The following is a 23,911-nucleotide window of genomic DNA, read 5'->3' as shown; positions in this document are numbered from 1 at the left end:
TAGGTCGGGTAAGGCGAAGCCGCCACCCGACACCTTGTTTACGCTGCTTTCGCCACAACTTCCGCTTCAGGACGTTTCAGCACTGCGTATGACAGACCCGCCACCAGCGTACCGGCAACGATGGCCAGCAGGTAGCCCAGGACCGGGGTGATGGCGCCTGGGATCAGCAGGACAAACAGACCGCCGTGTGGTGCCATCAGCTTCGCGCCAATCGCCATGGAGATCGCACCCGTCACTGCACCACCCGCGATACAGCACGGCAGTACACGCATTGGGTCACGAGCCGCGAACGGAATCGCCCCTTCGGTAATGAAGCACAAGCCCAGAACCAGCGCCGCTTTGCCGCCTTCCTGCTGCGCTTTATCGAACTTACGACGGGCAATAATCGTCGCCAGGCCGAGCGCCAGAGGAGGTACCATACCTGCCGCCATGATCGCCGCCATTGGCGCGTAGGTCTGGGTACTCAGCAGGCCAACACCAAAGGCGTACGCCGCTTTGTTCACCGGCCCCCCCATGTCGGTACACATCATGCCGCCGAGGATTGCACCCAGCAGAACCGCGTTCGCGGTACCCATGGTTTGCAGCCAGTGGGTCAGACCCGCCAGAATGCCCGCAACCGGCTTACCAATCAGGTAAATCATCGCCAGACCGACCACCAGGCTGGAAATCAGCGGGATGATCAGAATAGGTTTCAGCGCTTCCATACTCTGAGGCAGCTTGAGCTTCGAGCTGATGAGCTTCGCGACGTAACCGGCCAGGAAGCCCGCGATAATACCGCCGATAAAGCCAGAACCGGTGCTCACGGCCAGCATACCGCCGATAAGGCCCGGCGTCAGGCCAGGACGGTCAGCGATGGAGAAGGCAATAAAGCCTGCCAGAACGGGGACCATCAGCGCGAACGCGGAGCCGCCGCCAATCTGCATTAACGCAGCGGCCAGCGTGCCTTGCTCTTTAAACGCGGTAATACCAAATGCGAACGAAAGGGCGATACACAGACCACCCGCAACCACCATCGGCAGCATGTAAGACACACCGGTCAACAGATGGCGATAGGCGCCTGCAGACTCTTTCTTACCTTCCGTCGCGGTTTGACGCGCGCCGGTTGCCTGATACGGCTTCGCTTCCACCAGCGCTTTATCAAACTCCTGCGCGGTCTTTTTCAGCGCCAGGCCGGTAGACGTGCGGTACATTGGCTTACCGGCAAATTTTGCCAGGTCCACTTCGATATCCGCCGCCACGATAACCAGATCGGCTTCAGCCACTTCTTCAGGGGTGATCGCGTTGCCGGCACCGACGGAGCCGCGCGTTTCAACTTTTACCCACCAGCCGCGTTTTTTCGCTTCGGTTTCAATGGCTTCAGCCGCCATAAAGGTGTGAGCCACGCCCGTCGGGCAGGCCGTCACCGCAACAATGCGTTTCGGACCCGTGGCCGCAGCCGGTGCCGTCGCGACAGGCGCGCTGTAGACAGACGCGTGCCCTTTCGCTTCGCTCAGGAACAGTTCCGGGTGTGCCACCGCGCGATTAATATCGCCCAGCCACACTTTCTTGCCGTTCAGCGCACTGTCAGCCGGGATTTTGTCACCCAGGACAATGGCCAGTTCTGCATCGCCTGGATTATCGATAATGTCCAGATGTGCTTTTTGTGCCGCCGCGCCCAGCAAGGTCTTCGCCATATAGGCGCGGGCCTGTCCGAGACCGGAGTCAATGATCAGCAGCGTTTTCATTATTCCTCTCCTGCTGTTAGTTAAAAGGTTTTAAGTCAACGCGCGCCATCATCGCGGCTAACTGGGTACGATCGGTAATACCGACATTGCTCTGGCTTACGGCCAGGGCAGCAACGGCGGTGGCAAGACGTAAGGTATGTTCACTGGATTCACGCATCAGCAGACCATAAATCAGGCCGCCAACCATGGAATCCCCTGCGCCAACGGTACTCACAACTTCCATTGACGGCGGTTTGGCGATCCATTCGCCAGACGCGTTAACCCACAGCGCGCCTTCTGCACCAAGAGAGATCACCACGTGAGCGATACCCTGCTCGCGCAGCGCATGGGCAGCGTCAATCACATCTTTTAATTCTGGCAGCTTACGACCCGCCCAGATCTCCAGCTCGCGGCGATTCGGCTTAACCAGCCACGGAGAGGCTTTCAGACCCGCAACCAGCGCGTCGCGGCTGCTGTCAAAAATGATGCACGGGCACTGGCTGCGCAGGCGCGTCATCCAGTCGGTAAACGCTTCCGGGCTGACGCCGGACGGCAGGCTGCCGCTGACGCAAACCATGTCAAACTGACCGAGCCAGGTCAGAGAGTCGTTAACAAAACGCTCCCAGTCCGACGGCGTCACTTCGAAGCCAGAGAAGTTCAGATCGGTCACTTCACCGTCTTTCTCCGTCAGCTTGACGTTGATGCGGGTACGGCCCTGAACAATCTGAAAACGGTTGGCAATGCCCAGCTCGCTGAACAGCTGCTGAAAACCATCCTGGTTATCTTTACCGAGGAATCCACCCACGGTGACGTCGATACCGAGATCCTTGAGCACTTTCGCGACATTAATCCCTTTACCCGCAGCATGCAGGCCAGTGGTACGCACGAGGTTGACTTCGCCGCGCTCAATTTCCGGGCAAAATCCTACCAGGTCATAAGCCGGATTCAGCGTAATAGTCGCAACACGTCTGCTCATTATGCGCCCTCCCCCAGACCCGCCGCGATGGCGTCGCCAATCGCTTTCAGCGCCTGTTCAGCATCGGCACCCTGTGCGGTGAAACGCAGACGATGTCCTTTCTTCACGCCCAGCGCGACAACTTTCATCAGACTACGGCCGTTGGCCGGTTTGCCCGTGCCATCAAGATTCGCCACGGTGATCTCACTCTCGAATTGTTTAATGGTATTCACCAGCATGGTGCCCGGACGGGCATGCAGGCCGTGCTCGTTGCGTACCACGAACTCAGCGGTCTGCACGTCTTCGGTCGGCGCTTCATCACTGGTCAGAAGTGCCAGCACGGTGGAGGCATCAGCGTTCAGCAGTTTTTCAGCTTTGTTGTTCAGCAGCAGATCGCCCAGACGCTTCAGCACGGAAACCGGCTGATCGTCGTTCATCGCCACGGTCACCAGCATGGCCGCACGCTCGCCTTCCACGTCAAACGCATTGGCCGCGCGGCTCACGGCGATAGCGCTGCGCAGGTTGCCTTCAGCACTGTCGTTCAGCCAGATACCCTGACCCAGATTCAACGGCTTATCGTTAATCGCGCGCGTCACAAAGGTGGCATCCGCCGCGCCGGCTTCTTTCAGACGACCCGCGTTCAGCGCCTGCAGCGTCACCAGATCGGAGGCAATCACGTCCAGCGTCAGCGTTTCATTATCCAGTTTCAGCGCTTCGCTCTGTTTTTCGCCCATCAGCAGGGCGCGCAGCTCTTCAGCTGTGGTAGCGGACTTGAGCTGCTCAGCCACGTCGTCATCGCTCAGGACATGCGTCAGCTGACGCAGCAGGCCTAAGTGTTCGTCGCTGCTGGCCGCGATACCGATAGCCACATACGCCACCTGACCGTCGCCCCAGAGCACGCCCTGCGGGAATTGATAAACCTGAACGCCGGTTTTCAGCACCTGATCGCGGGTGTCGGTTGTACCGTGCGGAATGGCAATGCCATTGCCGAGGAAGGTTGAGGTCTGCTGCTCGCGGGCCAGCATGCCGTTTACATAGCCGTCCGCGACGTTACCCGCCTGCACAAGCGCAGCGGCAACCTGGCGAATAGCCTCTTCTTTATCCCCGGCCTGAGCGCCCGGGTGGATATCCTGAACAGATAACTGGAACATGGTTCTCCACTCCTGCTGAACTTGAATCGTTTCAGCTTTAATGAGAAAAAATGCGCTAGCCTGCTCCGTTTGTTAAAACAAGATAGCGCTGAAACGTTTCAAAAAGTCTTGCGCTTTCTGCAATGTCTTGCAAGTAAACTCGTATTTCTGATATCAGAATTTAGAGATACAGCACATTTCTTCTTCATTGAGCTGAATTTTGCTGAAGTTCAGCAAGTCAGTTTCAGCTAAGGTCAGCCGACGAGGATGCAAGATGAAATGCCATTTTGATTTTTCGTGGCATCATTGACCGCACCCACTGTTTATTTTTTAGCTGACGGCGTACACTCCGCCCCTCTCTGCTACTCGCTAATTATAAAACATGCATAACACCCCTGCGGCCGTCTCGCCGAAGCCCTTTGACTTGACCTCAGCGGCCTTCCTGACTGTTGCCTTTTTCACGGGCATTGCCGGCGCGTTACAGACGCCGACGCTGAGCTTATTTCTGACCAATGAGGTTCATGTTCGTCCGGCAATGGTCGGCTTCTTTTTTACCGGAAGCGCCATCATCGGCATCCTGGTCAGCCAGTTTCTGGCGGGACGATCCGACAGAAAAGGCGATCGTAAAAGCCTGATCGTTTTCTGCTGTCTGCTGGGGGTCATGGCCTGCGTTCTGTTCGCCTGGAACCGCAACTATTTCATTCTGCTCTTCGTCGGGGTATTCCTGAGCAGCTTTGGCTCAACGGCGAACCCTCAGCTGTTCGCCCTTGCCCGCGAACACGCCGACCATACTGGGCGTGAAGCGGTGATGTTCAGCTCTGTCCTGCGTGCTCAGGTGTCGCTGGCGTGGGTGATTGGTCCGCCGCTGGCCTACGCGCTGGCGATGGGTTTTGGCTTTACGGTGATGTACCTGAGCGCGGCAGTCGCGTTTGTGGCGTGCGGCGCGCTGGTGTGGTTCTTCCTGCCGACCATGCGCAAAGAGCCGAAAGTGACAACGGGCGTGCTGGAAGCGCCGCGCCGCAACCGCCGCGATGCCCTGCTCCTGTTTGTTATCTGTACGCTGATGTGGGGCACCAACAGCCTGTATATCATCAATATGCCGCTGTTTATTATTGATGAACTGCACCTGTCGGAAAAGCTGGCGGGCATCATGATGGGCACCGCGGCCGGGCTTGAGATCCCGACGATGCTCATTGCGGGCTATTACGCAAAGCGCTTCGGAAAGCGTTTTTTAATGCGCATCGCCGCCGTCGCCGGTCTGCTGTTCTATATCGGTATGCTGACGGTAAATACGCCGGGGCTGTTGCTGGCTTTACAGCTGCTGAACGCCATCTATATTGGCATTCTCGCCGGGATAGGTATGCTCTATTTTCAGGATCTGATGCCGGGCCAGGCAGGCTCTGCCACTACGCTTTATACTAATACCACCCGCGTGGGCTGGATTATCGCGGGCTCAATGGCCGGTGTCGTTGCAGAAATCTGGAACTATCACACTGTGTTCTGGATTGCGCTGTTGATGTGTACCCTGACGATCGGCTGTCTGGCGAGAATTAAAGACGTTTAGGGCGCGGTGAGCGCTTCCAGCTCAAGAAGGTACGTCATCGCCTGCCCTCGCGTGCTGCCACACATTTCGGCAGTGGGCTGAAGCCCGGAGCACACTTTCGGGCGCAGCGGTGAGCCAAAGATCATGCACAGGTTCGTTTCCGAGAGCTGAACGCAGCGGGTATTGGCAGGCTTGCCCTCCGGCATTCCTGGAATGGGGCTTGAAATGGACGGTGCAGTACAGCACGCGCCACAATCGGGACGGCAATCCATAAATGCTCTCTTTCGCTGACGATCGCCCGCGCAGTCGGGCATCGCGCGCACAGTAACACCTTTTGCGTATTGATAGCAAAAGCCACGAATTCCTCTTGCCTGAAAGGCCGCGCGCGAGTAATTTGGCGCGATATTTTTTACCTCCCGTAAACAGGATTACTGCAATGCCAAGAGCGAACGAAATAAAGAAAGGTATGGTGCTGAATTACAACGGCAAATTGCTGATTGTGAAAGATATCGATATTCAGGCACCCAGCGCCCGTGGTGCAGCAACGCTGTACAAAATGCGTTTCGCCGATGTGCGTACCGGCCTGAAGGTGGAAGAGCGCTTTAAAGGTGACGATATCGTCGATACCGTGACCCTGACCCGTCGCTACGTTGATTTCTCCTACATTGACGGCAACGAATACGTGTTCATGGATAAAGAAGATTACACCCCGTACATCTTCACCAAAGATCAGATTGAAGAAGAGCTGCTGTTCATCCCTGAAGGCGGCATGCCTGACATGCAGGTCCTGACCTGGGACGGCGTGCTGCTGGCGCTGGAGCTGCCCCAGACCGTCGATCTGGAAATCGTTGAAACCGCACCTGGCATCAAAGGCGCATCCGCAAGTGCCCGCAACAAACCGGCTACCCTGACGACCGGCCTGGTTGTGCAGGTGCCGGAATACCTCTCCGCTGGCGAGAAGATCCGCATCCATATCGAAGAAAAACGCTATATGGGCCGCGCCGACTGATTGCGGCATTTGTCGGGTGGCGGCTTCGCCTTACCTGACCTGCAAAAACAAAAAAACCGGCTCTCAGGCCGGTTTTTTTGTAGGCCTCGTAAGCTTAGCGCCACCGGGCAACAGCGCTTACAGAAGCTCCGGATACTTCGTCATCTTCAGCGCCAGCTCGACGCCGCGCACTTCCGCCATCCCTTTAAGACGGCCAATCGCCGAATAGCCTGGGTTGGTTTTCTTACTCAGATCGTCCAGCATCTGGTGGCCGTGGTCAGGACGGAACGGAATAGGACGCACATCGCCAATCTGCTTGCGACGCGCCTCTTCCGCCAGAATGGCGTCTACCACCGCCACCATATTCACATCGCCGCCCAGGTGCGCCGCCTCGTGGAAGGTTTTTGGGTTCTCCTCGCGGCAGGTCGCACGCAAGTGCGTGAAATGAATGCGATCGCCAAAGGTTTCAATCATCCGCACCAGGTCGTTATCCGCCCGCACGCCGTAGGAGCCGGTACACATGGTGAAGCCGTTATAGATGCTGTTTACCGTCTCTTTCAGCCACTGCATATCTTCAATTGTGGAAACAATGCGCGGCAGGCCGAGGATAGGACGCGGCGGATCGTCCGGGTGCACGGCGAGGCGTACACCTGCCTCTTCAGCAACCGGCACGATAGCGCGCAGGAAATACGCCATGTTTTCACGCAGCTGCTGCTTATCAATATCGCCGTATTCCGCCAGGCGCGCGCGGAACTGATCCAGGGTATACCCCTCTTCAGCTCCCGGCAGGCCCGCAATAATATTACGGGTCAGCTTTTCGATGTCCGCGTCGCTGGCGGCGTTAAACCACACAAGCGCCTGCTGCTGCTCTTCCGCGGTGTAATCCGCTTCGGCACTGGGACGTTTCAGAATATGCAGCTCAAACGCCGCGAAGGCGATCTGGTCGAAACGCAGCGCTTTCGAGCCGTCCGGCATCTGATATTCAAGATCGGTTCGCGTCCAGTCGAGGATGGGCATGAAGTTATAGCAAACCGTATCAATGCCGCAGGCCGCCAGGTTGCGAATGCTTTGCTGATAGTTAGCAATCCAGGTCTGGTACTCCCCGGAATGGGTTTTGATGTCTTCGTGAACCGGGATGCTCTCTACCACAGACCAGGTTAACCCCTTCTCCGCCAGCAGCGCCTGACGCTGTTGAATTTCTTCAACCGGCCATACCTGACCGTTAGGAATATGATGCAGCGCCGTGACGACACCCGTTGCGCCAGCCTGGCGCACATCATCAAGAGAAACCGGATCGTTCGGCCCGTACCAACGCCAGGTTTGTTCCATTGCCTCACCCTCTAAAGTTGTTATACCAATATGCGTTACTGCAATGACGACTACCATACATGTTTGCCGCCAGGGGTCAATATACCGCCTCACATTGATTGATCAAACTCACAGAACGGGGATATTTACGGCTCACCAATTTTATTTGCTGTCATATAACTTTACACTGGCATTGTTAATTAATGGTTAATCAGGTGTGTATCTCATGAAGACAATTGCCTCCACCGCCCTTCCTGCCCGGGTTCAGCAACCTCGCTACGATCGCGCGCAATTACGCTCACGCATCGTCCATTTTGGCTTTGGCGCGTTCCACCGTGCGCACCAGGCATTGTTAACAAATCGGGTGCTGAATGAAAAAGGCGGCGACTGGGGTATTTGTGAGATTAGCCTCTTCAGCGGCGACGTGCTGATGAGCCAGCTGCGCGCGCAGGATCACCTGTTCACCGTGCTGGAGAAAGGGGCAGAAGGCAATGAGGCGATTATCGTCGGTGCCGTCCATGAATGCCTGAACGCAAAGCTGGACTCTCTGCCCGCCATTATTGAGAAATTTTGCGAACCTCAGGTTGCGATTGTGTCGCTCACCATCACGGAGAAAGGCTATTGCATCGATCCCGCGACCGGGAAACTCGATCTGCACAACGCCCGGATAATCCATGACCTAGAAAACCCCTCAGAGCCACATTCCGCACCCGGGATCCTGGTCGAAGCGCTCCACCGCCGCCGCGAGCGCGGCTTGCCTGCGTTTACCGTGCTCTCCTGCGACAATATCCCTGATAACGGGCACGTGGTGAAAAACGCGGTGCTGGGCATGGCGCAAAAGCGTTCCGCAGCGCTTTCTGAATGGATTGACAGCCACGTGAGCTTTCCGGGGACGATGGTCGACAGAATTGTGCCCGCCGCGACGGAGGCCTCGCTGGCGGAAATCACCGACGCGCTCGGCGTTGAAGATCCGTGCGCCATCAGCTGTGAACCGTTTATTCAGTGGGTGGTGGAAGATAATTTTGTCGCCGGCCGTCCGGAGTGGGAAGTAGCGGGCGTTCAGATGGTGCAGGATGTTCTGCCCTGGGAGCAGATGAAATTGCGCATGCTCAACGGCAGCCACTCTTTCCTGGCGTATCTGGGGTACCTCGCGGGCTACGCCCATATTAATGAATGCATGGAGGACGCTGCGTTCCGCGAAGCCGCCCGTCGGCTGATGCTGGACGAACAGGCGCCGACGTTACGCATTAAGGATGTCGACCTCACCGCCTACGCAGATAGCCTGCTGGAGCGCTTTGCCAACACGGCACTCCAGCATCGGACCTGGCAAATCGCGATGGACGGTAGCCAGAAGCTGCCCCAGAGAATGCTTGACGGGATCCGCGTTCATCTTGAGCGAAATACACCGTGGTCGCTGCTGGCCCTGGGCGTGGCTGGCTGGATACGCTACGTCAGCGGTACCGACGACCATGGCAATGCGATTGACGTTCGCGATCCCCTCAGCGATAAAATCCGCGCCATCGTTGACGCCAGCAGCGATACCGACCGCGTTAACGCGCTGCTGGGGCTCAGCGAGGTCTTTGGTCACGATCTCGCACAAAACAGCGTCTTTGTGGAGGCTGTCAGCCAGGCATACCAGCGCATCACCCGCCACGGCGCACGTCAGGCTGTTATCGAAACGTTAAATGTTTAACGATTATTGCGCTTAACGCGAACGGATGAGATCTCCGTTCGCCCTTCCCCTTCTCACCGGTCACGTTTTTCGCCAGGATAGAGAGAATAGTGTTATAGCATCACCATTCTCATCTGGAGCGCACGTGACCAAAACCAACCTCATCACCGGTTTTCTCGGCAGCGGTAAAACCACCTCAATTCTCCACCTGCTGGCAAATAAAGATCCGGCCGAGAAATGGGCCGTGCTGGTCAATGAATTTGGCGAGGTGGGCATTGACGGCGCGTTGCTGTCATCCAGCGGCGCGATGATTAAAGAGATCCCCGGCGGATGCATGTGCTGCGTCAATGGCCTGCCGATGCAGGTCGGGCTTAATACCCTGCTGCGTCAGGGCAAACCTGACCGCCTGCTGATTGAACCCACCGGGCTGGGTCACCCCAAGCAGATCCTCGATTTACTGACCGCCCCGGTTTACGAGCCGTGGATCGATCTGCGCGCCACCCTGTGCCTGCTCGATCCGCGTCAGCTTCTGGATGACAAGACGGTGGCCAATGAGAATTTCCGCGATCAGCTCGCCTCGGCTGACGTTATTGTCGCGAATAAAGCAGATCGCGCCACGCCTGAAAGCCAGGCCGCGCTGGACGCGTGGTGGCAACATTTCGGCGGCAACCGCACGCGGGTGCAGGCCACACAGGGGAATATTGATAACGCCCTGCTTGACCTTCCTCGTCTGAACCTCACCGAGCTGCCTGCCAGTGCGGCTCATTCGCACAGTCATCCGGTTAAGCAGGGTTTAGCCGCTCTCAGCCTGCCGGAACATCAGCGCTGGCGTCGTAACCTGAACAGCGGCCAGGGATATCAGGCCTGCGGATGGATATTTGATGCTGAAACCGTTTTTGACACCATTGGGATCCTGGAGTGGGCCCGACTTGCTCCCGTCGATCGCGTGAAAGGGATCATGCGCACCCCAGACGGGCTGGTAAGGATCAACCGTCAGGGTGACGATTTCTTTATTGAAACGCAGAATGTGGCGCCGCCTGACAGCCGAATAGAGTTAATTAGTGCGGTTAACGCCGACTGGAATGCCCTCCAGTCCAGCCTGTTGAGGATTCGTTTAAGTTCGGGCGGCTAACGTTGCCCCAGTTTTCACTCTATGCAGAACGTTATGACAACTCGATTTCCCCTGATATTACTGCTTAATGTCGCCGGTCTGGCGCTTTTCTTCTCCTGGTATATCCCGGCGGATCATGGTTTCTGGTTCCCGCTGGATTCTGCCATTTTTCACTTCTTCAACCAGGAGCTGGTGAAGAGCAACGCGTTCCTGTGGCTGGTGGCAATTACCAACAATCGCGCCTTCGACGGCTTCTCGCTGCTGGCCATGGGCTGCCTGATGCTCTCTTTCTGGCTGAAAGAGGATAAAGCCGGGCGTCGGCGTATTCTCATTATCGGTCTGGTAATGCTGCTGTTTGCCGTCGCCATTAACCAGCTGGCAACCGCGATTATTCCGGTTAAGCGCTCAAGCCCAACGCTATTCTTCACCGATATTTATCGCGTCAGCGAACTGCTGCATATTCCAACAAAAGATGCGTCGAAGGACAGTTTCCCCGGCGATCACGGTATGATGCTGCTTATTTTTTCCGCCATTATGCTTCGCTATTTTGGCAGAAAAGCCTTTGCCATAGCCCTGATTATTTTTGTGGTTTTTGCCTTCCCGCGCGTAATGATTGGCGCTCACTGGTTTACCGATATTGCCGTCGGTTCGCTCTCCGTGGCGCTGATTGCGCTGCCGTGGTGTTTAATGACCCCACTGAGCGACAGGATAATAGCGCTGTTCGATCGCTATCTTCCCGGCAGGGCGCAACAATAATTAAACAAATAACTAACCTAAATTAACGTGAGCTATCAGGGATCGACATGATCCCTGATAGCGTTCTCGCCGCGATCGTTTCTCACTGTCATATTCCTGTCATCACATTCATGATAAAAATGAATCAATTACGCGATTACGCGGCGGATCTGCCGGTATTTTGAGCATTTCCATGTTTTTACTTTCTGTATCACATTTTCTTATAAAAAAAAGGCTTTTTTTACTCGCATTACCCCAGGCAATCGGTTAATCTCGAACTCGTTTTGCCCCATAGAGATAATTATTTCAATGGCGAATAATTTTGTGCGCTGAGCCACAAATGTGACCAGAAAGAATTGTCTCAATGTGAACAGATAATTAGTCTCGTCACGTTTGGCATTTTTATAACGATATTTGTCGTTAAGGACTTCAAGGGATAATAAACAAAATGGTCAAATCTCAACCGTTTCTGAGATATATCTTACGGGGGATCCCGGCGATAGCAGTCGCGGTACTGTTGTCTGCATGTAGTACATCTAACACCGCAAAGAATATGCATCCTGAGACGCGTGTTGTGGGAATGGAAGATTCCTCGTCACTGCAAGCCTCTCAGGATGAATTTGAAAATATGGTACGTAATCTGGACGTGAAGTCCCGCATTATGGACCAGTATGCTGACTGGAAAGGCGTGCGCTATCGTCTTGGCGGCAGCACAAAAACAGGTATTGATTGTTCCGGTTTTGTACAGCGTACGTTCCGTGAGCAATTTGGGTTAGATCTTCCGCGTTCAACCTATGAACAGCAGGAGATGGGCAAGTCGATTTCACGTACTAAACTGCGCACCGGTGATTTAGTCCTGTTCCGTGCCGGTTCTACAGGTCGACATGTTGGCATCTACATTGGTAATGACCAGTTTGTACATGCCTCCACCAGCAGCGGTGTGACCATTTCCAGTATGAATGAACCTTACTGGAAGAAGCGCTACAACGAAGCACGCCGCGTACTGACCCGCAGTTAATATGACTATCGTATCGTTGGTTATCCCTTGGCTGGCGATATGATGAAAAAAAGCACTGCTTCGGCAGTGTTTTTTTTTGCCCGTTACACTGAATACATCCAGCGGCATTTCAGGAATCACGACGTCTATGTTCACCCGCTATTTCTCCAGCAATCGAAAAATACTGATCCTCAGCATTATCACAGGCCTGATCGCCGCCCTGCTCCTGGGTTCGTTGCAATTTTTCTGGAGCTACCACAAGCGGGAAGTCAAATTCGACACCCTGATCCACGATGTGAGCATCTATATGGAGAGCTATTTCGATGAGTTAAAAAATTCTATCGATGTGCTCCAGCCGCTCACGTTAAACAGCTGCCACGACGTCAATCAGGAACTTACCTCGCGCGCTGCCTTTAGCGTTAACGTTCGCGCATTTCTGCTGGTCAGAGACAAAATGGCGTTCTGCTCTTCTGCCACGGGGCCGATGAATTCCCCGATGGAGGAGCTGATCCCCGAGCTGCACATCGAAAAACAGATTGATATGGCGTTGCTTCCAGGCACCCCAATGTTGCCCAACAAGCCAGCGATTGCCATCTGGTACCGTAACCCGCTAGTGAAGGACGGCGGCGTCTTCACCTCGGTGAATCTCAATCTGACGCCTTACCTGCTCTACACCGCTCGCCAGGACGAATTTGCCGGCATCGCCATCATCATTGGCGATCACGCGCTGTCAACGCAGTCCGGCACGCTGGTCAACGCGCAAGATCTGCACGAAACGCCGACCCGAACCGCGACGCTGAAAGACGTCCCCCTGACCATAAACCTGTATGCGGACGCATGGACCAGCGATGAAATTCTCTATGCCCTGTTCTTCGGGCTGGTATGCGGCATTTGTGCCGGATCGCTCAATTACTATATCCTCAGCATTCGCCTCAACCCGGGTAAAGAGATTTTAAGCGCCATTAAGCGCGGTCAGTTTTATGTGGTTTATCAGCCCGTCGTCGATGCTAAATCGCTCCAGATGACCGGGCTTGAAGTGCTGATGCGCTGGAAACACCCGACGATGGGGGAAATTCCGCCGGACGCGTTTATCAACTTTGCCGAAGCGCAGAAGCTGATTGTCCCGCTGACGCTGCATCTCTTTGACCTTATCATTCACGATGCGCCCGTGTTACAAACCCTGTTACCTCCGGGAGCAAAGGTGGGCATCAACATTGCGCCGGGGCATCTGCATGCAGAAAGCTTCAAAGACGATATGCGCACCTTCAAAGCGCTACTGCCGCAGGATTACTTCCAGATCGTGCTGGAAATTACCGAACGCGACATGCTCAATCATCGGGAAGCCAACAGCCTCTTCGAATGGCTACACAACGAAGGGTTTGAGATAGCCATTGATGATTTTGGCACCGGCCACAGCGCGCTGATTTATCTTGAGCATTTCACCATGGACTATCTCAAGATCGACCGCGGCTTTGTTAATGCAATTGGCACTGAGACCGTGACGTCGCCGGTGCTGGATGCCGTCCTGACGCTGGCAAGACGACTGAATATGTCGACCGTCGCTGAAGGGGTGGAAACGCCGGAACAGGCCGCCTGGCTACGCGAACACGGCGTTAATTTCCTGCAGGGATACTGGATTAGCCGCCCGATGCCGCTGGCGCAGTTCCGCGAATGGCGGCCTGATATTTCGCCCGGGGGTGATTAATTTCACATTGCCCGTGACGTCACTTATTATTCAGCTTAACCGAGTCGGACTGTAAAAGAGGGAGCCGCCGCGAGATGCTTATGCGCTTCATGTTGCTGATGTTGGCACTAACGAGCCTGTCCAGCCAGGCGCAAGCCATCAAAGAAAATATCGCCTTCGCGGTGATTGGCGAGCCGAAATATGCGGTCAATTTTACGCACTTCGATTACGTTAACCCTGCCGCGCCGAAGGGCGGAAAGGTCACGCTTTCCGCCACGGGAACATTCGACAACTTCAACCGCTTCGCCCTGCGCGGCGTGGCGGCCGCGCGAACGGAATCGCTTTACGATACGCTCTTCGTCACGTCGGATGATGAGCCCGGCAGCTATTATCCGCTGATTGCCGAGAACGTGCGTTACGCCGATAACTTCGCCTGGGCGGAAATCTCGCTGAATCCGCGAGCACGTTTTCACGATGGTACGCCGGTGAAGGCCAGCGACGTGGCGTTCACCTTCCATAAATTCATGACCGAAGGCGTCCCCCAGTTCCGCATCGTGTATAAAGGCGCATCCGTTAGAGCCATCGCGCCGCTCACCGTACGCATAGAGCTGAGCGAACCGAACAAAGAGAACATGCTTAGCCTGTTCTCGCTGCCGGTGATGCCTGAATCGTTCTGGAAAAATCATAAGCTAAGCGACCCGCTTTCCACGCCGCCGCTGGCAGGCGGCCCATACCGCATCACCGACTGGCGAATGGGGCAATATGTCGTTTACTCCCGCGTTAAAGACTACTGGGCGGCAAATCTGCCGGTTAATCGCGGGCGCTGGAATTTCGACACCCTTCGCTATGATTACTACCTCGACGATAACGTGGCGTTTGAAGCGTTCAAAGCCGGTGCCTTCGATTTACGCGTAGAAAGCAGCGCCAAAAACTGGGCGACCCGCTATATCGGCAAAAATTTCGCAAAAGGCTATATCGTCAAAGACGAGCACAAAAATGAGTCTGCCCAGGACACCCGCTGGCTGGCGTTTAATATTCAGCGTCCGGTATTTAATGACCGCCGGGTGCGCGAAGCCATTTCCCTGGCCTTTGATTTTGAGTGGATGAACAAAGCGCTGTTTTACGGGGCTTACAGCCGCGCCAACAGCTATTTCCAGAACACCGAATATGCCGCGCGCGATTACCCGAAAGCCGACGAGCTGGTCCTGCTGGCCCCGCTGAAAGCGGAGCTACCGCCGGAGGTTTTCACCACCGTGTTTCAGCCGCCCGCGTCGAACGGTGACGGTTACGACCGCGACAACCTGCTGAAGGCCAGCAAACTGCTGGATGACGCGGGCTGGCACCTGAAAAATCAAAAGCGTGTGGATGCCAAAACGGGCAAGCCTCTCAGCTTTGAGCTGCTGCTCTCGTCCGGGGGCAACGATCAGTGGGTACTGCCGTTTAAGCACAACCTTGAGCGGCTGGGCGTGACCATGAACATTCGCCAGGTTGATAACGCGCAGATCACCAGCCGCATGCGCAGCCGTGATTACGACATGATGCAGCGCCTGTGGCCCGCCCAGCCGTGGCCCAGCTCGGACCTGCAAATCTCCTGGGCCTCCAGCTACATCGACTCCTCATACAATGCGCCGGGGGTAAAAAGCCCGGCGATTGACGCGCTGATTGCCAAAATAGTGGCGGCGCAGGGGGATAAAGAAAAGCTCCTGCCTCTCGGACGCGCCCTCGACAGGGTCTTAACCTGGAACTACTACATGCTGCCGATGTGGTATATGGGCGAAGATCGCCTTGCGCGCTGGGACAAGTTCTCCGTGCCTGCCGTGCGCCCTGTCTACTCCCTGGGCTTTGATACCTGGTGGTATGACGTTAACAAAGCCGCCAGACTTCCCGCTGAGCGGCGATAAGGAATCATCATGGGTGCCTATCTTCTCCGTCGTCTCCTGCTGATTATCCCCACCCTGTGGGCTATCATCACGATTAACTTTTTTATCGTGCAAATCGCCCCCGGCGGCCCGGTCGATCAGGCGATTGCCGCCATTGAATTTGGCAACAGCGGCGGCATGCCCGGCGGCGGCAGTGAAGGGATGGGCGCGAGCCATGCGCGAACCGGCGTAGGGAATATCAGCGAAAGCCATTATCGCGGCGGACGCGGGCTGGATCCGGAGGTGATCGCCGAGATCACCCACCGCTACGGCTTTGACAAACCGATTCACGAGCGCTATTTCAAGATGCTCTGGGATTACATCCGCTTTGATTTTGGCGACAGCCTGTTTCGCAGTGCGTCAGTATTAACGTTGATCAAGCAAAGCCTGCCGGTTTCGATAACGCTGGGGCTGTGGGGAACGCTGATTATCTATCTGGTCTCTATACCGCTCGGGATCCGCAAAGCGGTGTATAACGGCAGCCGGTTTGATATCTGGAGCAGCACGTTCATCATTATCGGCTACGCCATCCCGGCGTTTCTGTTTGCCGTCCTGCTGATTGTCTTTTTTGCCGGGGGGAGTTATTTCGACCTCTTCCCGCTGCGGGGGCTGGTCTCCGCCGATTTCAGCTCCCTGCCGTGGTATCAGAAAATCACTGACTATCTCTGGCATATCACGCTGCCGGTGCTGGCCACGGTCATCGGCGGGTTCGCGGCCCTGACCATGTTGACCAAAAACGCCTTTCTCGATGAAATTCGTAAACAGTACGTCGTCACGGCCCGCGCCAAGGGCGTGAGCGAGAAGCAGATCATGTGGAAGCACGTGTTCCGCAACGCCATGCTGCTGGTGATCGCCGGATTTCCGGCCACGTTCATCGGCATGTTTTTTACCGGCTCGCTGCTGATAGAGGTGATGTTCTCGCTCAACGGCCTGGGGCTGCTGGGCTATGAGGCTACCGTGTCGCGCGACTATCCTGTGATGTTTGGCACACTCTATATTTTCACCCTGATTGGCCTGCTGCTGAATATCATCAGTGATATCAGCTATACGCTGGTCGATCCCCGCATTGATTTTGAGGGCCGCTGATGCCGCGTTTAAGCCCCGTCAACCAGGCCCGCTGGGCCCGCTTTCGCCACAACCGCCGCGGCTACTGGTCGCTGTGGATTTTTGCCGTGCTGTTTGCCTTAAGCATGTGTTCGGAGCTGATCGCCAACGACAAGCCGTTGCTGGTGCATTTTAACGACCGCTGGTACGTGCCGGTTATCGCCAACTACAGCGAAAGCGACTTCGGCGGCCCGTTTGCAACACCGGCGGAGTATCAGGATCCGTGGCTTCGCCAGCAGATCGAACAGCACGGCTGGGCGCTCTGGGCGCCGGTGCGCTTTGGCGCCAACAGCATTAACTTTTCCACCACGACTCCGTTCCCTTCCCCGCCCTCCGCGCAAAACTGGCTGGGAACCGATGCTAACGGCGGCGACGTGCTGGCGCGCATCCTGTACGGCACGCGAATCTCGCTTCTCTTTGGGCTGATGCTGACGATCTTCTCAAGCGTAATGGGCGTCGTGGCGGGCGCCGTTCAGGGCTACTACGGCGGGAAAATTGACCTGTGGGGCCAGCGGGTTATTGAAGTCTGGTCAGGCATGCCTACGCTGTTTCTGATCATCCTGCTTTCCAGCGTGGTGCAGCCTGGCTTCTGGTGGCTGTTAGGTATCACCGTCCTGTTCGGCTGGATGGCGCTGGTGGGCGTGGTGCGCGCGGAGTTCCTGCGTACCCGCAATTTCGACTACATTCGCGCCGCGCAGGCGCTTGGCGTGAGCGACCGGGGGATTATCTTCCGCCACATGCTGCCCAACGCGGTAGTGGCAACGCTCACCTTCCTGCCGTTTATTCTGTGCAGCTCGATCACCACCCTCACCTCGCTGGATTTTCTTGGTTTCGGGCTACCGCTGGGTTCCCCGTCGCTCGGCGAACTGCTGCTGCAGGGTAAAAACAACCTGCAGGCGCCGTGGTTAGGCATCGCCGCCTTTCTTTCCGTGGCCGTGCTGCTGTCGCTGCTGATTTTTATTGGCGAAGCCGTGCGCGATGCCTTCGATCCGAACAAGGCGGTATAAAATGACCCAGCCTCTTCTCAGTATTGATAACCTGTCGATTGCTTTTTCAAAGCAGGGCGAGACGCGCACCGTGGTCACCGACCTGTCGCTGCAGATCCAGACCGGGGAAACGCTGGCCCTGGTGGGCGAGTCGGGTTCAGGCAAGAGCGTTTCGGCACTCTCTATCCTGCGCCTGTTGCCGTCCCCACCGGTGAGCTACCCGCAAGGGGATATTCTGTTTCACGGCAGCTCGCTGCTGCATGCCGATGAACAGACCCTTCGCGGTATTCGCGGCAACAAAATCGCCATGATCTTCCAGGAGCCGATGGTTTCCCTCAACCCGCTGCACAGCCTGGAGAAACAGCTCTATGAAGTGCTCTCCCTGCACCGGGGGATGCGCAAAGAGGCCGCGCGGGGAGAAATTCTGGATTGTCTGGAACGAACAGGCATACGCAACGCGGCCAAACGGCTGAATGATTTTCCGCACCAGCTCTCCGGCGGCGAACGCCAGCGCGTGATGATCGCCATGGCCCTGCTCACGCGACCCGAGCTGTTGATTGCAGACGAGCCCACAACGGCGCTGGACGTGACGGTACAGGCGCAAATATTGACGCTGCTGCGGGAGCTGCGTGACGAGCTGAACATGAGCCTGCTGTTTATCACGCACAACCTGAGCATTGTGAGAAAGCTGGCCGACAGCGTCGCGGTGATGCAAAACGGACGTTGCGTTGAACAGAATACCGCGTCCACGCTGCTGAGCGCGCCGCAGCACCCCTATACGCAGCGTTTGCTCGACAGCGAACCCTCCGGCGACCCGGTTCCCCTCAAGGCGGACAGCACACCGCTGCTGCGCGTTGAGGATCTGTCCGTCTCGTTCCCGATCCGCAAAGGTATTTTGCGACGCATCGTCGACCAGAATCCGGTGCTGAAACACATCCGCTTCTCGCTGCGCCCGGGAGAATCCCTGGGGCTGGTGGGCGAATCCGGTTCCGGCAAAAGCACCACCGGTCTGGCGCTGCTGCGCTTAATTACCTCGCAGGGCGAGATCCTCTTTGACGATATGCCGCTGCACCGCTGGAACCGCCGCCAGATGCTGCCCGTGCGGCCCCGCATGCAGGTGGTGTTTCAGGATCCCAACTCCTCGCTTAATCCACGGCTCAGCGTGTTACAGATTATCGAAGAGGGTCTGCGCGTACATCAGCCCGGCCTGAACGCTCAGCAGCGAGAGCAGGAAGTTATGCGGGTGATGGCCGAAGTGGGCTTAGATGCCGGGACGCGCCACCGCTATCCGGCTGAATTCTCCGGCGGGCAGCGCCAGCGTATCGCCATTGCCCGCGCGCTGATCCTGAAGCCGGAGCTGATCATTCTGGATGAACCAACGTCGTCGCTGGACAGAACCGTTCAGGCGCAGATCCTGGCCCTGCTGAAAGGGCTTCAGGAAAAGCACAGGCTGGCCTATATATTTATCAGCCACGATCTTCAGGTGGTACGAGCGCTATGCCATCAGGTGATTGTGTTGCGACAGGGAGAAGTGGTCGAGCAGGGTGAGTGCCAGCGCGTATTTAGCGCGCCAACGCAGCGCTACACGCGCCAGCTGTTGTCGGCAGACTAGCGGTCAGAACGGGTACTGGCCGGAGAAAGGCTCCGCGATGGCAACGCCAAAATTCTTCAGACGACAGGTGGCGGCAAATTCGTCCTGGCTTTTCACAAACAGGCACGGCTCACCTTCACACTCCAGCACGGAGCTATCCACTTCGATATCCGTCAGGGCCTGACTGAGTCGCTCCATCACCCGCCATGCATTTTCGTCGCTCGGGCTCAACAGCTTGAGTGCTACCAGGCAGTTTTCACAGCCCGTGACGTTTTGCGGAATCGGTTCAACTTTCGAACCTGCAAAACCCGTCGACCAGCGATAGCTCTGGGGCAAGCGATGGACAATGGAGAGTTGTAATGTATTCACGTTCGTTCCCCGGAAGCAAAATTTACTTCACAATTTATTTACATTTATAGTAACACATCGTCGCCAGCCTGCACTATTCAGCGCTTTTTTATCCGTTTCCTGGCTCGCGTCGGCGCTATATGTACCCGTTTCTGCGATCTAACTCAACCTTTTTGAATACAATGATGTGACTTTTTACACAAATAGATTTTACATAAAATAAACAAACACGGAATAAACGAACGGGGGTTTGGTTGATATGCATCAACAAAAAAGGCCCTGCCGGGCCTTCTCTGTGTTTTAGTGGGCCGCTTTTCGCGGTCGACTGGCGTAAAGATAGAAGAGTATCGAGCTGGTTGCGCAAAAAGCCATCGCCCACAGCATGGGCCATGCCGTCGTAAAGGTGGCCATCGAAAGCAACGCGCCAACAATAGCGCCGATGCCAAAGCGGAACGTCCCCGCCAGGGAAGAGGCGGTGCCCGCCATATGCGGAAACTCATCCAGGATCACCGCCATCGCATTAGATGACACCATCGACACGCAGCCGACAAAGGCCGCCACGCCGACCACCAGCGCCCAGAAGCCCACGCCCAGAAACGCGCTCACCACCAGCCAGATAGCCATCACAAACTGGATCCACAGCCCGGCGCGGAACATGTTCAGCGCCCCCACCCGCCGGACAAAACGGCTGTTGATGATGGTCATGATGAACAGGAAGACGATGTTAAGCGCGAAATAGTAGCCGAAGTGCTGCGGCGAAACGTGGTTCAGCTCGATGTAGACAAACGGCCCGGCGCTCAGGAAGGAGAACATCCCGGCGAAGCTGAACCCGCTTGCCAGCATATAGCTGAGCACGCGCTTATGGCGAAACAGCGAGGCAAAGTTGCCGATGGTGGTACGGATGTGGAATTTCTGACGGCGCTCGACGGGAAGCGTTTCATCAATAAAGAAGAAGATCATCGCCGAGGCCAGCAGCGCGGCCAGGGCCAGGATCCAGAAAATCACATGCCAGCTAAACCACACCAGCACCGCACCACCGGCCATGGGGGCCACCAGCGGCGCAATCGTCGTCACCAGCATCACGAACGACATCATGCGGGAGAACTCTTCCTTCGGGTAGATATCTCGCATCAGGGCGTTAATCACCACGCTTGCCGCTGCCGCCGCCAGACCGTGGAAGAAGCGCATGATAATCAGATGATCGATGGTCTGCGCCAGCGCACAGGCAACCGCTGCGGCTGCAAAGACCAGCGTCCCGCCCAGAATAACGGGCTTGCGTCCAAGACTGTCCGCCATCGGGCCATAAAACAGCTGGCCGAGGGCAAAGCCGAGAATATAGGTGCTGAGCGTCATCTGCGCGCTGCCCGCCGGGACGCCAAACTGCGCGGAAATGACCGGCAGCGCGGGCAGGTACATATCAATAGACAGCGGCATCAGCATGGCCAGCAGGCCAAGAATGAAGACGATTTTGAACGACGAGTGTGGCCTGGTGGTCACAGAGCTCTCCTGAAATTAGTGCGAAGGCAGACCGACGCTGGCGATCTCTTCTTCCGTTAACGGGCGATATTCGCCAGGCGCCAGGTCGGGATCGAGTTCAATCGCACCAATCCGCTCACGATGCAGACCAACAACGTGGTTCCCCACCGCGGCAAACATACGTTTCACCTGATGGTAACGCCCTTCGCTGATGGTCAGACGGACTTCCGTCGGCGCGATCACCTCAAGCACGGCGGGTTTGGTCAGATCTTTTTCATTATGCAGCTGAACGCCTTTCGTGAATTGCTCTGCCGTGTCATCCGACACCGGCGACTCCAGCGTGACCAGATAGGTTTTCTCGCAGTGGTGACGCGGGGAAGTAATGCGATGCGACCACTGCCCGTCGTCGGTCATCAGCACCAGACCGGTGGTATCGATGTCGAGGCGGCCTGCGGCGTGCAGCTTGTGCGCCACCGGCTCGTCGAGGAAATAGAGCACCGTCGGGTGATCGGGATCGTCCGTTGAGCAGACGTAGCCTTCCGGCTTATTGAGCATGAAGTAGCGCGGACCGTGCTGCTGGGTCAGCGGATTGCCGTCATACTCCACCTGATGGTCAGGTTGCAGTTTGAACGCGCTGTCTCTCACAATATCGCCATCCACGGTAACGCGGCTGGCGCGAATTTCACGCCCGGCAATAGCGCGGCTTACGCCGAGTTGCTGAGCGATAAACTTATCAAGTCGCATGAAATCTTTTTAGCCTTAATGGTGCTGGAAGTCGGACAACAGGTCCGAAAAAAGAAGCAGTCTGGAACGGTTCAGTATAATGGTCTGGTTGCGCCACTCAAGGGAAAAAGTTTCGTGGCATACTATGTGCGGAATAACGAAACCGAGACCCCATGACTTTTACACTTCGTCCCTATCAGCAGGAAGCCGTTGACGCCACCCTCGCCTGGTTCCGTAAACATCGCGAGCCGGCGGCGATTGTGCTCCCGACCGGCGCAGGCAAAAGCCTGGTCATCGCCGAACTGGCGCGTCTGGCCCGTGGTCGCGTGCTGGTGCTGGCGCACGTTAAAGAGCTCGTCGCGCAAAACCACGCCAAGTATTGTGCGCTTGGGCTGGAAGCCGATATTTTCGCCGCCGGGCTGAAGCGCAAAGAGAGCCACGGCAAAGTGGTTTTTGGCAGCGTGCAGTCGGTGGCGCGCAATCTGGACCTGTTTCGCAACGAATTTTCGCTGCTGATCGTCGACGAGTGTCACCGCATCAGCGATGACGACGACAGCCAGTACCAGCAAATCCTGGCTCACCTGAAAGCGGTGAATCCTCACCTGCGCCTGCTGGGCCTGACGGCGACCCCGTTTCGCCTGGGGAAAGGCTGGATCTATCGCTATCATTATCACGGCATGGTGCGCGGTGATGACAAGGCCCTGTTTAGCGACTGCATTTACGAACTTCCGCTGCGCTACATGATTAAACATGGCTACCTGACGCCGCCTGAACGGCTGGATATGCCGGTGGTGCAGTACGATTTCAGCCGTTTGCAGGCACAGAGCAACGGCTTATTCAGCGAAGCGGATCTCAATCAGGAACTGAAAAAGCAGAAGCGTATTACGCCGCATATTATCAGCCAGATTGAAGAGTTCGCCGCGACGCGCAAGGGGGTAATGATCTTTGCCGCCACCGTTGAGCACGCGCGTGAAATCACCGGATTATTGCCCGCCGGCGACGCGGCGTTAATCACCGGCGAAACGCCCGGCCCGGAGCGCGACGGCCTGATTGACGCCTTTAAAGCCCAGCGGTTCCGCTATCTGGTAAACGTGTCGGTATTGACCACCGGCTTTGACGCCCCGCACGTCGACCTGATCGCCATTTTGCGCCCGACCGAATCGGTCAGTCTGTATCAGCAGATTGTTGGCCGCGGCCTGCGTCTGGCCCCGGGAAAAACCGACTGCCTGATTCTGGATTATGCCGGTAACCCGCACGATCTCTATACGCCTGAGGTCGGCGCGCCAAAAGGGAAAAGCGACAACGTGCCCGTGCAGGTCTTTTGCCCTGCCTGCGGGTTTGCCAACACCTTCTGGGGAAAAACCACCGCCGACGGTACGCTGATCGAACACTTTGGCCGCCGCTGTCAGGGCTGGTTTGAAGATGATGACGGGCATCGCGAGCAGTGCGATTTCCGCTTCCGGTTCAAAAACTGCCCGCAGTGCAACGCCGAAAACGACATTGCCGCCCGCCGCTGCCGGGAATGCGACGCGGTGCTGGTTGACCCGGACGACATGCTGAAAGCGGCGCTAAAGCTGAAAGATGCCCTGGTGCTGCGCTGTTCCGGCATGGCGCTGCAGCCCGGCGCCGATGAAAAAGGCGAGTGGTTGAAAATCACCTATTACGACGAAGACGGGGCGGACGTCAGCGAGCGCTTCCGGGTTCAGACGCCTGCCCAGCGAATGGCCTTCGAACAGCTGTTTATCCGCCCGCATACCCGCACGCCGGGCGTGCCCCTGCGCTGGATAACCGTAGCTGATATCGTGCGCCAGCAGATGCTATTGCGCCATCCGGATTTTGTCGTCGCCCGTAAAAAAGGCCAGTTCTGGCAGGTGCGCGAGAAGCTCTTTGACTACGAAGGTCGCTTCCGTCGCGCCAACGAATTGCGCGGTTAGCGGG

20 protein-coding genes are annotated in these 23,911 nt (G+C 56.4%); 12 read left to right on the top strand and 8 right to left on the bottom strand.

Annotation, left to right across the window (positions count from 1 at the left end; all coding sequences use genetic code 11):
• Positions 1-38: 38 nt before the first annotated feature.
• Genes fruA through fruB form a run of 3 tightly spaced genes read right to left on the bottom strand, consistent with a single transcriptional unit; the run spans position 39 to position 3,809 of the window.
• Positions 39-1,724, bottom strand: a complete 1,686-nt coding sequence (gene fruA, locus AC1VYI_RS08980; protein WP_023312479.1) for a PTS fructose transporter subunit IIBC — start codon at positions 1,722-1,724, stop codon at positions 39-41.
• Positions 1,725-1,740: 16 nt separating this feature from the next.
• Positions 1,741-2,679: a 1-phosphofructokinase gene (fruK, locus tag AC1VYI_RS08975; RefSeq protein ID WP_023312480.1), complete on the bottom strand. Its 939-nt coding sequence runs from the start codon at positions 2,677-2,679 to the stop codon at positions 1,741-1,743.
• The gene (fruB, locus tag AC1VYI_RS08970; protein WP_134867356.1) at positions 2,679-3,809 is read right to left on the bottom strand and encodes a fused PTS fructose transporter subunit IIA/HPr protein; all 1,131 of its coding nucleotides are present in this window, start codon (positions 3,807-3,809) and stop codon (positions 2,679-2,681) included. The genes fruK and fruB overlap by 1 nt, the downstream gene beginning before the upstream one ends.
• Before the next feature lie 361 nt (positions 3,810-4,170).
• Here fruB and setB point away from each other — a divergent pair, with 361 nt between their 5' ends.
• A complete protein-coding gene (setB, locus tag AC1VYI_RS08965) occupies positions 4,171-5,352 on the top strand; it encodes a sugar efflux transporter SetB (RefSeq protein WP_134867355.1) in 1,182 nt (393 codons plus the stop codon).
• On the opposite strand, the gene AC1VYI_RS08960 is transcribed toward setB, so the two are convergent.
• Positions 5,349-5,603, bottom strand: a complete 255-nt coding sequence (locus tag AC1VYI_RS08960; protein ID WP_023312483.1) for a YkgJ family cysteine cluster protein — start codon at positions 5,601-5,603, stop codon at positions 5,349-5,351. The genes setB and AC1VYI_RS08960 overlap by 4 nt on opposite strands.
• A 164-nt stretch (positions 5,604-5,767) precedes the next feature.
• Here AC1VYI_RS08960 and yeiP point away from each other — a divergent pair, with 164 nt between their 5' ends.
• On the top strand, positions 5,768-6,340 hold the full coding sequence (gene yeiP / locus AC1VYI_RS08955) for an elongation factor P-like protein YeiP (RefSeq protein WP_008500940.1): 573 nt from the start codon (positions 5,768-5,770) through the stop codon (positions 6,338-6,340).
• A gap of 117 nt (positions 6,341-6,457) precedes the next feature.
• On the opposite strand, the gene uxuA is transcribed toward yeiP, so the two are convergent.
• Positions 6,458-7,648, bottom strand: coding sequence for a mannonate dehydratase (gene uxuA, locus AC1VYI_RS08950; protein WP_134867354.1), 1,191 nt, complete (start codon positions 7,646-7,648; stop codon positions 6,458-6,460).
• A 205-nt stretch (positions 7,649-7,853) separates the two neighbouring features.
• Here uxuA and AC1VYI_RS08945 point away from each other — a divergent pair, with 205 nt between their 5' ends.
• The 9 genes from AC1VYI_RS08945 to yejF all read left to right on the top strand — a co-directional run bounded on the left by AC1VYI_RS08945 (position 7,854) and on the right by yejF (position 19,447).
• Complete coding sequence (locus AC1VYI_RS08945) at positions 7,854-9,320, top strand: mannitol dehydrogenase family protein (protein ID WP_226484061.1); 1,467 nt, start codon at positions 7,854-7,856, stop codon at positions 9,318-9,320.
• A 124-nt stretch (positions 9,321-9,444) separates the two neighbouring features.
• Positions 9,445-10,431 (top strand): CobW family GTP-binding protein, encoded by a 987-nt coding sequence (locus AC1VYI_RS08940; RefSeq protein WP_196350664.1) that lies wholly within the window; start codon positions 9,445-9,447, stop codon positions 10,429-10,431.
• 33 nt (positions 10,432-10,464) lie between these two features.
• Positions 10,465-11,166, top strand: a complete 702-nt coding sequence (locus AC1VYI_RS08935; RefSeq protein WP_169815238.1) for a phosphatase PAP2 family protein — start codon at positions 10,465-10,467, stop codon at positions 11,164-11,166.
• A gap of 427 nt (positions 11,167-11,593) precedes the next feature.
• Positions 11,594-12,163, top strand: coding sequence for a bifunctional murein DD-endopeptidase/murein LD-carboxypeptidase (gene mepS, locus AC1VYI_RS08930; protein WP_008500946.1), 570 nt, complete (start codon positions 11,594-11,596; stop codon positions 12,161-12,163).
• 127 nt (positions 12,164-12,290) lie between these two features.
• Positions 12,291-13,847, top strand: a complete 1,557-nt coding sequence (locus tag AC1VYI_RS08925; RefSeq protein ID WP_134867353.1) for a cyclic di-GMP phosphodiesterase — start codon at positions 12,291-12,293, stop codon at positions 13,845-13,847.
• Between the two features lie 74 nt (positions 13,848-13,921).
• On the top strand, positions 13,922-15,727 hold the full coding sequence (locus AC1VYI_RS08920) for an extracellular solute-binding protein (RefSeq protein ID WP_134867352.1): 1,806 nt from the start codon (positions 13,922-13,924) through the stop codon (positions 15,725-15,727).
• A gap of 9 nt (positions 15,728-15,736) precedes the next feature.
• A complete protein-coding gene (locus AC1VYI_RS08915) occupies positions 15,737-16,831 on the top strand; it encodes a microcin C ABC transporter permease YejB (protein WP_023312491.1) in 1,095 nt (364 codons plus the stop codon).
• Positions 16,831-17,856 carry an ABC transporter permease gene (locus AC1VYI_RS08910; protein WP_032641492.1) on the top strand — a complete coding sequence of 342 codons (1,026 nt, stop codon included), beginning with the start codon at positions 16,831-16,833 and terminating at the stop codon, positions 17,854-17,856. Before AC1VYI_RS08915 ends, AC1VYI_RS08910 begins: the two co-directional genes overlap by 1 nt.
• A 1-nt stretch (position 17,857) precedes the next feature.
• Positions 17,858-19,447, top strand: coding sequence for a microcin C ABC transporter ATP-binding protein YejF (yejF, locus tag AC1VYI_RS08905; RefSeq protein ID WP_134867351.1), 1,590 nt, complete (start codon positions 17,858-17,860; stop codon positions 19,445-19,447).
• 3 nt (positions 19,448-19,450) lie between these two features.
• On the opposite strand, the gene AC1VYI_RS08900 is transcribed toward yejF, so the two are convergent.
• The 3 genes from AC1VYI_RS08900 to rsuA form a co-directional block, all read right to left on the bottom strand.
• On the bottom strand, positions 19,451-19,795 hold the full coding sequence (locus AC1VYI_RS08900; protein ID WP_023312494.1) for a YejG family protein: 345 nt from the start codon (positions 19,793-19,795) through the stop codon (positions 19,451-19,453).
• A gap of 279 nt (positions 19,796-20,074) precedes the next feature.
• A complete protein-coding gene (locus AC1VYI_RS08895; RefSeq protein WP_008500953.1) occupies positions 20,075-21,271 on the bottom strand; it encodes a Bcr/CflA family multidrug efflux MFS transporter in 1,197 nt (398 codons plus the stop codon).
• Positions 21,272-21,286: 15 nt separating this feature from the next.
• Positions 21,287-21,994 (bottom strand): 16S rRNA pseudouridine(516) synthase RsuA, encoded by a 708-nt coding sequence (gene rsuA, locus AC1VYI_RS08890; RefSeq protein ID WP_045354252.1) that lies wholly within the window; start codon positions 21,992-21,994, stop codon positions 21,287-21,289.
• 152 nt (positions 21,995-22,146) lie between these two features.
• Between rsuA and radD the strand changes: the two genes are divergently transcribed.
• The gene (gene radD / locus AC1VYI_RS08885; RefSeq protein WP_045354254.1) at positions 22,147-23,907 is read left to right on the top strand and encodes a DNA repair helicase RadD; all 1,761 of its coding nucleotides are present in this window, start codon (positions 22,147-22,149) and stop codon (positions 23,905-23,907) included.
• Positions 23,908-23,911: the final 4 nt, after the last annotated feature.

This window comes from Enterobacter sp. QK-SA4, assembly GCF_056856775.1.
This window is presented reverse-complemented; position numbering and strand designations above follow the sequence as displayed.